Consider the following 12493-nt stretch of genomic DNA (forward strand, 5'->3'; position numbering starts at 1 on the left):
TTAGCGTATGATGAAACGGATTTTATTTATACTATTCGTGTTAAGCTCTTTTGCTGCCCACGCGCAGTATAACAACGAGTGGATAGACTATAATAAAACCTATTACAAATTCCCCGTTGGCAAAGATGGATTATACCGGATTACTCAATCTGCTTTACAGTCCATTGGGATTGATAATACACCGGCAGAATATTTCCAGTTGTGGCGCAATGGTATACAGGTGCCTTTATATACTTCTGTTGTTTCGGGAGCTTTGGGCGCAGGGGGTTATATGGAGTTTTGGGGGGAAATGAATGATGGCAAAACCGATACAAAATTATACAGGAATATCAATGATCAGTTATCCGATAAATGGAGTCTTGAAACCGATACGGCTTCTTTCTTTTTAACAGTCAATCCTTCAGGTGGTAACCTCAGAATGGTTAATGAAGCCAATAATGTTTCAGGCAACACGCTGGCTCCAGAACCTTATTTCATGTATACCTATGGTAAATATTTTAAAAATAAAATCAATCCGGGTAATGCAGGGCTGGTAGGAGAGTATGTTTATTCTTCTTCCTACGATAAGGGCGAGGGATATACCAGCGGTGATATTCGTCCTGCCACTTCGTTAACTGAACCTGTTATTAATAATTTATTTCCGTATTCGGGAGGGCCCAACGGTACATTCTACATTGCCGCATCGGGCAACGCGTTATATAACCGCAACCTCCGGGCAGAGGTAAATAACACCCAGCTTGTAGATGTAGTGATGAATGTTTTTAATGACACACGCCAGCAGGTAACCCTGCCAGTGAGTTTAATCAGTTCGGGCAGTGCAACTGTAAAGATCACCAATACTTCCACAAACCCCAATGACAGGATGGTGGTATCGAAATATGAGATCACTTACCCCCGGCAATTCAACTTTGGTAACAGTACCAATTTTATATTTGAGCTGCCCGCCACGGGCACGGGAAACTTTCTTAGGATCACCAACTTTAACAGGGGAAACGTTGCACCTGTACTCTATGATCTTTCCAATCGTAAAAGATATACCGGTGATATTGCTGAAGCGGGCGTTATAAAATTCGCCCTGCCCCCCTCGGTGCAAAAAAGAAAACTGGTTTTGATGAGTGCAATGGCAGCCAATGTAAATATGATCAATGCATTGACTCCCCGTAATTTTGTTGATTATGGCCAGCCAGACAATCATGGCAACTATCTTATCATCAGCAATCCGCTGCTGTATAATGGCGCAAATGGTGATCCCGTGGAAATGTACCGTCAATACCGCAGTTCAACTACGGGTGGTAGTTATGTTGCAAAAGTATATGACATAGGACAGCTAACCGATCAGTTTGCATTTGGCATTAAGCGACATCCTGCAGCCATTAAAAATTTTATAAAATACGCGGAAGATATTTTTCAAACAGCGCCCAGGGCTGTTTTTCTTATTGGCAAAGGTGTGAATTATATTGATGCAAGAACCAACCAAAGCAACCCGCTTCTGGAGCGGTTGAATCTTGTGCCTTCCTTCGGTCATCCCGATTCAGATAATTTACTTGTTGCAAGGGATAATGAAACAATCTCCCATATTCCCATTGGAAGATTGTCTGTAGTTAGTCCTGCTGAAGTCGAGATATATCTGAATAAGGTAAAAGAGTATGAATCTATTGCAGTGAATGCTCCTCATACAGTTGCAGGCAGGGGCTGGATGAAGAATGCCGTTCATGCCATTGGGGGTGGCAATGCAGCTTTAACTGCGGAGATTGGTGGTTATATGAATCAACTCAAGCATATATTGTCAGATACTTTATATGGAGGTAATGTTAAAACCTTCAGCAAAACATCTGCTGTTGCTTCTCAACTGACCAATGAAGGCTTGCGAAATTTGTTTAAAGAAGGTATAGGAATAGTTAATTACTTTGGTCATTCATCTTCCACAAACATTGATTTTAATATTGAAGATCCCGGCGCGTATGAAAATCAGGGTAAATACCCTATGTTTTTCGTAAATGGTTGTCTGGCAGGAGATATTTTTAGCTTTGATCAGAACAGGTTAAATGCGGCCAATACACTTTCAGAAAAATTTGTGTTGGCAAATGAACGGGGTGCAATAGGATTTGTAGCAAGTTCTCATTATGGTATCGTAAGTTACCTTAATACTTATTTAACGGGTTTATACGGCGCTCTTTCCAAAAAAGAATACGGACATTCAATTGGCGAGTCCCTGGAGGAATCATTTCGTTATTTATTGGGTGTTTGGGGAACCGATTTTTTTGCCAGACTGCATGCTGAAGAAATTACGTTGCATGGTGATCCTGTTATAAAATTATATGCGCAATCTCAGCCGGATTATGTGGTAGAAGATCAGTTTATTCAAATTCCACCGCTTGTTTCGGTTGCTGACCGGAGTTTTACTTTAGCTGTCAAGTTCTTTAATATTGGAAAAGCTGCTCCTGATTCTCTGACATTGGAAATAAAGCGCCAATTGCCCGATGGATCTGTAACGGTATTAACCCGCAAAAGAATTCCGGGCATGCTTTTTAATGACAGCATGCGGTTAGTCATACCCGTTAACCCTGCCCTGGAAAAGGGAGAGAATAAGCTTATTGTAACAGCCGATGCGGACAATGAAATTGGTGAGGTTTCTGAATCCAATAATTCGGTTTCTAAAATATTTTACATTGTGGAAGATGAAGCTACTCCGGTATATCCGTATAAGTTTTCAATTGTTAGCAATGGTAATATTTCATTTTATGCTTCAACAGCTAACCCGCTGTCTGCAATGAAGAATTACGTAATGGAGATAGATACAACGGCATCTTTTAATTCTCCGGTAAAAAAATCAGAATCAAAAAGCAGCACAGGGGGAATACTGGAGTTTAAACCCGCCATAACTTTTTCTGACAGTACCGTATATTATTGGAGAGTTGCGGCAGTACCATCTTCAGGTCAGGAATATAGCTGGACTAAATCTTCATTCATATATCTGAATGGCAGTACAGAAGGGTTTAACCAGTCTCATTATTATCAATATCTTGAAAATGAAGACGAAGGGATGGCGTTGAAAGATGACCGGCAATGGAAGTTTGATATGATCTCCAATTCTTTAATTATAAGAAACGGGATATACCCCACAGCATCGGGATTCCAGTCATCATATGTTAATTCCCTTAATGGCGAGGATATACTTGGAGCCGGATGTAATTATGATGAATTGATTTTTCAAATCATTGATCCTTTAACTTTTAAGCCGTGGAATAATGACTTCTCCGGAACAACAGGTTTATATAACAGTCTTTTAGCCACTTGTGGTGGCGGGCGTATTCATAATTTCCAATACCTCCTTTCAAGCAGTAATTCCCGTAAAAAGGCAATGGACTTTTTAGACACTATTCCTGACGGAAGCTATGTGATAGTGCGGTCAAATGCGAATGCCTCAGTAGCCAGCAATACCTATGCAAGCCAATGGAAGGCAGATACAACTTTATTTGGGAGCGGAAATTCTTTATACCATAAGCTCTTTAACCAGGGATTTACCAATCTCGACTCATTTAATCGTCCAAGGGCATTCAGTTTTGTATTTAAAAAGAATAACCAGGCTGAATTCGCTCCCAAAACACAGTTCAGCCAGAATCAGTTTGATTTAATATCAATGGGTGTAGAATGCCCCTCTCCGGATTCGGTTGGGTATATTGTTTCTCCAAAACTTGGACCAGCGAAAGAATGGAAAGTACTGCACTGGAACGGCATAAAGCTGGAGAACCCTTCATCTGATAAAGTTACTGTTGAGATCGTGGCTATAAAGCCGGATCAATCGGAGCATGTAGTTTATAGTATTAATGAAACGGATAAAGATTTTGATATATCTGCTATTGATGCTTCGCAATACCCATACCTGCAACTCAGGATGAAAAATGTGGACACAGCAAAATCAACTCCGTACCAGTTAAAATACTGGAGATTAAATTATGTACCGGTGCCCGAAGGAGCCGTAGCTCCTAATATCTTTTTTGAATCAAAAGATACGATAGAAGCGGGTGAAAAATTAAAATTTGGAATAGCGTTTAAAAATATCAGCCCGGTAGCTTTCGACAGTTTAAAAGTTAAACTCAGTTTACTTGATAAAAATAATCTTCAGCACATACTTGATACCGCAAGAAGAAAAATCATTATCAGCGGAGATACTTTGAAGGTGGAATATATAATTGACAATACGAAAGATTATCCGGGATTAAACACATTAGTAATGAATTTTAATCCTGATAATGATCAGGCCGAACAATATTTACTTAATAATTTTTTATATAAAAGCGTTTATATCCGGCCCGATAACCTTAATCCTTTACTTGACGTTACATTTGACGGCGTGCATATTCTTAATAATGATATTGTCTCTGCTAAGCCGCATATTCTTATGAAGTTAAAGGATGATAGTCGTTTCCTGGCTTTAGATGACACCTCACTGTTAAAAGTACATGTAAGTTATCCGGATGGAACAGTAAGGGCTTTTTCATTTAATAATGATACCCTCCGTTTTACGCCTTCATCGCTTACATCGGGTGGCACAGATAATACGGCTACAATTGATTTTAACCCCAGTTTTCTTGAGGATGGAAATTATGAGCTGATTGTTTCGGGCAGAGATAAGAGCGGTAATACAGCCGGGCAAACGGAATATACGGTTAGCTTTAAGATCATTAATAAACCAATGATCTCAAATATGTTTAACTATCCCAATCCTTTTACCAGTTCCACAGCTTTTGTATTTACATTAACAGGCAGTGATATTCCGCAAAATATACGTATTCAGGTTTTAACCATAACCGGAAAAATTGTTCGGGAAATTACTAAAGAGGAATTGGGCCCAATAAGAATTGGAAGAAATATCACGGATTTCAAATGGGACGGGACAGATCAATATGGTCAAAAACTGGCCAATGGAGTATATCTATACCGGGTGATTACCAATTTGAATGGAAAATCTTTGGATAGGTATAAATCTGAAGGAGACAATACAGACCAATATTTCAATAAAGGGTATGGAAAAATGTATTTGATGCGGTAGTAAAAAGCGCTGTTTATTTTTCTTAAGGAACAGACCTAAATCCATCAGTAATTGCTGAACCTCTTAAAATAAAATATCGGGAAGGATTTTCAGCACAGCAGGGTACAGAAATATCGCCGCATCCTGTGCCCACTTCAGGGATGTTTAATGTTATTCCGGAATAAGAAATTTGGTGATAAGGTAATTTTTTTGTTCCAAGCGGTTGTACAATTTGCTTTACAGAGAAATAATTTGTATACCTGTATCCAATATAAAAGGTAAGAATAATACATCCTGTAATCAGGCTTCCAGTTATTCTGTTATCCCGATTATTGTTAAAAAATGCCACTGCATTGTTTTTTAATAAAAACAGGTAAGCAAGTCCCATAAAAGGAATAAGGAAGCCAAATCCAAACCGTGGATCAGGAGCCTGTACAAACCAGAAGAAGATTCCAGCAATATTTGTTATCAGCAATATTTTTATTTCTTCAGTGGTGGTGCGTTTTATATTTTTTAGTTGCGTAAGCAAAATGGCTATTGCACCCAGAAAGAACAGCATAATGGTTTTATCGGCTGTTGATCGGTTGTCCCACCATACAGGTAACCATTGCGAAGGTGTCAATTGCATAGCCTCTTTTACTGCATCTTTTGAAAAGCTGGATTCAGTTCTGGCATAAGTTGTTATATAATTTTTTATGAGAACTACTTCTGTCTTTTTCAATTTCCAGTCCCGATTTGCTATGTCCGGAAAAGAGGAAGGAAACAGAGGGTAGCCTGTAGTGATTATATTCCTGGCAAGAAGTGAACAAAATATTAAAATAACGATGCTGCCCGTAAAATATAATGCACGGACCTTTTTAGTTATTATTAGTTTCCATGCTGCATATAGTGCAACAATTATTACCGGCAGCGCAGATAATTTTATGCATATTACAAAACAGGTAAGTATGATAAGAAGAACGAATTTGACTGAATGCTGCAGCAGAACAGTATTTTGCAGCAAATAAAATATGAGCCACAAATAGAGCGCAACTATAAAATCAGGGCTGGCAGAAGTAACCGTGAGCCTCGTTTGTGTATAGCTCCATATACTTAAAGCCAACAAAGCCAACCAGGGCAGGCTTCGGGCAAAATTACGTTCATACAGACAGGTGTTTATTTGCATGAGCACGAAATAAAAGTACCAGATAACAACTACAGCATTTAAAAAGAAATAATGTCCCATAGTAGTGAAATGGAAGCTCAGTAGGGCACACACCGGGAACCACAAGTTCTGAAGGCCTAAATGTATATTTAGATGCGCCAATCCGGGGATAGCTTTATATTTTTCAATCCATTGTATAGCCTGGATATGATATTCCATACTGTCTGGGTGGCTAATGGTCCAGGTGCTCATTATCAAAACCATTATAAAGCTGCTTATTAAAAGTATTATAATGAGCGGATGCAATGAAAGGAATGGATTGAATGATGGACTGTTTTTTACGATTGTGTAAAAAACAGGTATACATGGCAGTATAAAAAATAGCTGTAGCTGCCATAATCCTAATGGTGAAAATAATGAAACTACGCCGGCAATACCCGCTATGCCGGCAAGTCCTGTAAAGCAAACAATACTAAAAGGGATTTTTTCATGGATATAGCCCGAAGTAATCTTCTCTGCTGATCTAAAAATGAGATGACCCCAGCCGTAACAAATGCCGGTAATGTATATCCAGGCAACTATGGTTATTATCATGGCGGGCTTATTGTTTTATGCTTCTTGTAATTACAGATAATCCGGCTTTTTTAACTGTTAACGTATCTATTATCCTGGCAATTGGCACAAAACGGTTAAAGGCCGACATCTCATCATTGCCAATCATCTTTTTGTTCATAATCTTTCCAAAAAGTAGCCAGCCTATTATTCCTGCTCCGTTAAAATAGTTTCCTTTGTGAATATACAATCCATTGCATCTGAGGATTTGTTTCATTGAATGGAGTGTATACCTGCGGTAATGCCCCAGCTCCCTGTCGAATCTGCAGTAGAGCCATTTATAGGCTGGGGCTAATAAAATCAGATGCCCATTTTGTTTCAGTAAAAATTTGCAGTTTTTTACTGCCGTAATATCATCTTCAATGTGCTCTATAACATTTAACAGGAAAACTGAATCAAATTTTTCATGCAGTAATGAATATTCTTTTTGAAAATCATGATGCAGCAGGTCTATTTGCATGATATTTTGCACGGCCGGAAAATTCGAAAACCTTTCTTTCAACCATTGATAATATCCGGCATTAAAATCAGAAAGAGTGATGTTAAATCCATCTGCAATTGCATATTGTGAAATATTTCCGATTCCACTGCCGATTTCCAGTATTTCCCCCTTTAAAAAGGGTTTGATTTCCGAATACATCCATTCGTTGAAATTTGAGGCTTTGGCAATAGTCTCTAATGTTTTTAACCCCAGCGGGTCTGTGTCAGGTATAAATTTTATACTCATTTCCGCCGCAATAAATTATACTTTAATATACACCATATGGCGATGAAGCCATCCTGCCAACTTATTTTTTTCCCTTCATTATATTTACGGCCATAATAAGCAACGCCCACTTCATATATTCGAATATCTTTTATCCTGCATATTTTGGCGGTGATCTCCGGTTCAATTCCGAACCTTTGTTCCTTTATCTGAATGCTTTTTATTATTTCGGTCTTAAACATTTTATAACCGGTTTCCATGTCACTGAGGTTCACTCCTGTAAAAACATTGGAAAGAAAAGTGAGCAGTTTGTTACCAATAGTATGCCAGAAAAAGAGTACCCGGTGTGGCCCGCTACCCATGAATCTTGAACCATATACCACATCTGCGCGTCCTGAAAATATGGGAGATAGCATTTTGTTATAGTCGGCGGGATCGTATTCAAGATCCGCATCCTGAATGATTACTATATCTCCTGTTATTTCCATTAAAGCACTTTGCACCGATGCGCCTTTGCCTTTGTTTTTAGTATGGAGGATTAATTTAACTGACTCATGCTTTTGTATGTATGCTTTCACAATCTGAACCGTTCCATCTGTTGAAGCATCATCAACCACAATGATCTCTTTTTCCATAGAAAAGTCCAATGAAACGTGCCTTACTTTATCAATAATTTGTTCAATAAAGGATTGCTCATTAAAGCAGGGAATTATGATGCTTAATTTTTTCAAAATGCACTATTGAAATGTAATATAGTCATTGCTTTAATTTATTAATCCGGAATCCCTCACGAATTGTTTTGCCTCTGGCCTCCAATCCCGGGTATATGGAATACAGGCATGGAAGCGGCGTGCCATAGCAGCGGGGATTCCAGTTCCCATTTATTTTTTCAGGTATTCTAACGATTATTTCTCCTATTTGTTTCTCTTTTACGGCGGGTTGGGGTAAGGAGGCAGGTATTACACAGTTTTTAAAAGAATAGTTTTCCACATGTTTATATACAATATAGGGTGCTATACAGAGCATAAGTATAATCGTTACCGTATAAATCATTTTATTAATTATATGCGCATTCAATAACCGGTTAATGGAATTGAACAGGAAAAAAATGCCGGCAATCAAAAATCCGTAAATAAATCTTGGATCTGGTGCTATACAAAACCATGAGGTCAGGAAAAGGATTAAAGACATGGTTAATATCCGGTAATGAGAAAATTCCTTTTTACCGTTTCTCCAGATGGATATGCCATATATTATAATACCAGCGATTCCCGGTAAAAAAATCAATTGGTCGTATACTGTCATGTATTTAAACCAAAGGGGTATCCAATTCATCCCATTTAGCGAAGCCGTAGTTTCAATATCTAAGATACCGGTGCTAACACGGTTATAGTATTTAATGAATCGCAGCAAATGCTCCAATACTTCCGGGGGTGTTTTCCAGTCAACATTAAAATAGTCAAGGAAAGGCGAAGGATAAAACGGGTATCCCGAAACAATTATATTTCTGGTTAAAAATGGAAGCATTAACAGGAGTGCGATAATCGTAAAAGAACTTAAGTGATACCATTTTTTATTTTTCAACAGGTAAATTATTGCAAAAATACTTAGCAGCAGCAAAGGATAATTAATGATGCGAACCGTAAAAAGATAAACAGGCCAAATCAGCCATTCGGGCAGTAAATCGAAATCCTTTTGGCCGGCTTTACATAAATAAGTTTCTATGCATAATACCAGAATAACAAGCATTGTGATATAATCATAATTGACGGTTGCTGCATTTCCTCTTATAACAGGCCATGAGGCAAAAGAAAAGAGGAGTGTCACTAAAGCCGCAAAACAAAGTGAAACATTCTCCTTTTTATAGCGATGAAACCCAATCTCTGCAAAATACAGGCAAAACCATAATGACAATGCACCATTTAAGGCAGTGAAAGTATTCAGATTCCTGAAAGAAAAATGAAAAACAGCAACGCTGCTAAACCATGAGGAGTTAAAGCCGTATCTTTCATGCAGATTGGCAATGCCCGGCACTGATCCATACGCTTCTATCCATTGCACCATTTGAATATGATAACTTTCAGTATCATCCATTATCAGGGGACCTGTATTAAGCATGAGCACTATCAGCCATAGGCATACCAGGCAAATCTTACCTGCGACAGACAAACGGGTAATATTTGAAAATATATTCTTTAATAAGCCTGTAAATGTTTTTCGCATATAAACTGCCGACAGGATCAGCAGCAGAAATAGCAATAAGGAAAAGACGTTACCGATAGGAATGAAAAGTGCGCTTAACTGTGTTAAAAGGGTTAAGATGATCAGTCCATTAATGGCATGTATTATAAAGTGTTTGCCTGATTTGGTGTTTCCGTTAATTAGCCGGTAATATAAATATCCCGCCCAAAGGCAGGAAATGGTAATAAAAACATGAAGAAAAAGCATTAGCAGCATGAAGAATCAGGAAAATTTTTTCTTTAACCTCAGAAAATGAATTTCGAAACAATAATAGCTAAAAATACTTAATATTATCCCTATGATAGTGGTTATAACAGACGTTATTGCCAGTATTAAATGATTAGGCATCCCGCTTAGCCTTGCCCATTCTTGTAAATGGTAGCCCATTAGTATATAAACAGGATAGTGGATGATATATAGTCCGAATGATACTTTTCCAATGAGTTTTATTATTCTGTTCTCTAAAACAATATTAATAAAATAGCTGTTTTTATTTAATAACAGATAGATTATTATAGAAAAAAGCAATGAAAAACTCGTATACCCAATGCAAGAAAAATAAATCAAATTCAGCATGTAATGGGGGTAGATAATGTAAAATAGAAAATTCAGAGATAGAATGATTGAACCTATTATTATAAAATGCTTGATTTTTATTTTAAGTTTGAGATATAAAATGAGTGCAAGTAAACTACCTGAGCAAATGCCATCAATCCTGGTAAAAGGAAAAATTGTCCCAAATGGGATAGTATTAAGATGTAAAAGCAGCAATGAGGCCCTGAGTATATTTACCCCTAACAATAGAGTTATAATAAGCAGGCATAAGGTTTTGGGGTTTTTGATCCAAAATATTAACAATGGCCATATCAGGTAAAATTGTTCTTCTACTGCTAAAGACCAGAAATGTTGAATTATGGGGGATGTATTTTCATTCGGAAAGTTGAGTCCTAATAGCCAATTTTGAAGAAAGGTCCAAAACCACAATTGGTAGTGCTTATAGTAGAAAATTTTATCGGAATATTCGCTCAATAAAAGAGGCAACAGGTAAAGAATTAAAATTAGACTTACATAGAAAAGCGGGAAGATTCTTAATATCCGTTTTATATAAAAATTCCTGAAATAATACCTATTGTTGATCGTTTGCAGAAGAATGGTGGTTATCAAAAAACCAGAGATAACAAAAAAAAGATCTACCCCTAACCATCCGAGAGAAAATGCATTTGTGTATTCAAAATTGTGAAATAAAATTACCGATAGGATTGCTATGCCCCTAAGTCCATCTAACGCCGGATAATAAAGTTTCTTTGTTATGCTTTCTTTCATTAAACGATTTTTTATCTAAACTCCTCTAAGAATGTAAAAATGAAAAGTCATTTTAATTTAGAAAAAGACGATTTGAAAAATGTGGGGCTTCAAAAAAGACAATCCATAAGAATGAAATACTAATGATTAAAATAAGTGCAAATTCCAGTTTTTTATCTGCTTTTTGCTGATTGATCAAAAGGATAAAATAGTACAAAATAAACGGTACAAGAGAAAAAGTAAGTCTGTCCGCATAATATCCCAGCGACCAGAAGAAAAGAACATGGGCTATACAGATTAACAAGGGGATAATTGCAATGCTTTGGGTCAAAACTGATAATGAGATATTATTTTTGATAAAATACGGGATAGTTATTGCCGGTAATAACAATGGGAGAAGAATACTTCCGAATGTTTGCAGGAAATACCAGGTATTAACAGAGCCACAGTAAAGAAGATGTTGCGGTGATATTTTTACGGCATCTGCTATCCATATAAATTGCCTGTATACATTAAGTTCTGAACTTGTAAAATTAATTTCTTTAAATTTTAGTAGTAATATCCAGGACACGGTTGGTATGGAAAAAAGCAATATCATTGTTGTAAGGCGTATTATTATTGCTCGGTAATTTAACTGATTGCTTTTTGAATAAATATACAGGCCGGATGCTAAAATAGTTATAAAGAGAAGCAAAAAATTTCCATAGATCAGAAGTGCACATCCTGATAAAAATGAATACAAAAATAGTTTTGCAGGAAGTATGTTATTTTGTATGATTTTTATACCTGCATATAGGGAAAGTAGAGGAGTAAGAATATTAAACAGTTGCTGATGCGGAGTCCAGAAAAAATACTTTGTTTCATGATTGCCTGCTATCATTAAAAGTGTGAGGATATAAAGCAATTTTCCGTTTTTCCAATAGCCTGATGTTAAGTGGATCAACCTGTCAAACACCAAAAGTGAGCATAATAAAATTGAAAGATTCAGGAGTATATAGCCCAGATAAAAGCAAAAATACAGCACACCTTTGTCTTTTTCAGATTTCGTTCCGTGTAAGTCCAGGCTTTTTTTCATTTGCCTTTTGAAAACTGCATGCAGAGGATATGTAGCATAATATATAGAATAACCAACCACTGACCCTATTAGCGCATATGCCGGTCTGGACTGACGGAGATAGTCAGGTTGAAATAAATAGCCGGGATTAATAGCAACTCCTATAAATGTGAAAGCATCGGCGTTTACCCGGATTCCCATATATTTATTTATCTTTATATAGTTGTAATCAAATTCAATGGACCCTTTATTTTCATTATTGGAAAAGAGTAGAAAAATATTAGCAGTCAAAATAATAATTAAGAATAATCCAATTTTTTTCATATTTAGTTGAGATATTTTGTTAAGATAACCAATATTGAAATAAAACTGCCTGAAGATCAAAATGAGTAATAAGGAGAT

Annotated in this window: 7 protein-coding genes; 1 reads left to right on the forward strand and 6 read right to left on the reverse strand. The window is 37.0% G+C overall.

Annotated features, from left to right (window positions below):
* Window positions 1-7: 7 nt before the first annotated feature.
* The gene (gene porU2, locus FRX45_RS05755) at window positions 8-5053 is read left to right on the forward strand and encodes a putative type IX secretion system sortase PorU2 (RefSeq protein ID WP_152267434.1); all 5046 of its coding nucleotides are present in this window, start codon (window positions 8-10) and stop codon (window positions 5051-5053) included.
* Between the two features lie 22 nt (window positions 5054-5075).
* Here the strand turns inward: porU2 and FRX45_RS05760 are convergent, their stop codons facing one another.
* From FRX45_RS05760 to FRX45_RS05785, 6 genes are read right to left on the reverse strand one after another with little or no spacing between them, the layout of a single operon-like run.
* Entirely contained in the window at window positions 5076-6770 is a 1695-nt protein-coding gene (locus FRX45_RS05760) for an LIC_10190 family membrane protein (protein ID WP_152267435.1), read from the reverse strand.
* A 7-nt stretch (window positions 6771-6777) separates the two neighbouring features.
* A complete protein-coding gene (locus FRX45_RS05765; protein WP_152267436.1) occupies window positions 6778-7515 on the reverse strand; it encodes a class I SAM-dependent methyltransferase in 738 nt (245 codons plus the stop codon).
* Window positions 7512-8225: a glycosyltransferase family 2 protein gene (locus tag FRX45_RS05770; protein ID WP_226805006.1), complete on the reverse strand. Its 714-nt coding sequence runs from the start codon at window positions 8223-8225 to the stop codon at window positions 7512-7514. Before FRX45_RS05770 ends, FRX45_RS05765 begins: the two co-directional genes overlap by 4 nt.
* 25 nt (window positions 8226-8250) lie before the next feature.
* A complete protein-coding gene (locus FRX45_RS05775) occupies window positions 8251-9951 on the reverse strand; it encodes an LIC_10190 family membrane protein (RefSeq protein WP_152267438.1) in 1701 nt (566 codons plus the stop codon).
* Window positions 9952-9957: 6 nt separating this feature from the next.
* Window positions 9958-11058 carry an acyltransferase family protein gene (locus FRX45_RS23815; RefSeq protein ID WP_152267439.1) on the reverse strand — a complete coding sequence of 367 codons (1101 nt, stop codon included), beginning with the start codon at window positions 11056-11058 and terminating at the stop codon, window positions 9958-9960.
* Between the two features lie 52 nt (window positions 11059-11110).
* Window positions 11111-12415 (reverse strand): hypothetical protein, encoded by a 1305-nt coding sequence (locus tag FRX45_RS05785; protein WP_152267440.1) that lies wholly within the window; start codon window positions 12413-12415, stop codon window positions 11111-11113.
* Between the last annotated feature and the right edge of the window lie 78 nt (window positions 12416-12493).

The sequence above is a fragment of the Agriterribacter humi genome (assembly GCF_009192765.1).
Taxonomy (GTDB): Bacteria; Bacteroidota; Bacteroidia; order Chitinophagales; family Chitinophagaceae; genus Agriterribacter; species Agriterribacter humi.

Coding starts and splice junctions, on each gene's coding strand:
- porU2 (WP_152267434.1), top strand. CDS start 8: ATGATGAAACGGATTTTATTTATACTATTCGTGTTAAGCTCTTTTGCT.
- FRX45_RS05760 (WP_152267435.1), bottom strand. CDS start 6,770: ATGATAATAACCATAGTTGCCTGGATATACATTACCGGCATTTGTTAC.
- FRX45_RS05765 (WP_152267436.1), bottom strand. CDS start 7,515: ATGAGTATAAAATTTATACCTGACACAGACCCGCTGGGGTTAAAAACA.
- FRX45_RS05775 (WP_152267438.1), bottom strand. CDS start 9,951: ATGCTGCTAATGCTTTTTCTTCATGTTTTTATTACCATTTCCTGCCTT.
- FRX45_RS23815 (WP_152267439.1), bottom strand. CDS start 11,058: ATGAAAGAAAGCATAACAAAGAAACTTTATTATCCGGCGTTAGATGGA.
- FRX45_RS05785 (WP_152267440.1), bottom strand. CDS start 12,415: ATGAAAAAAATTGGATTATTCTTAATTATTATTTTGACTGCTAATATT.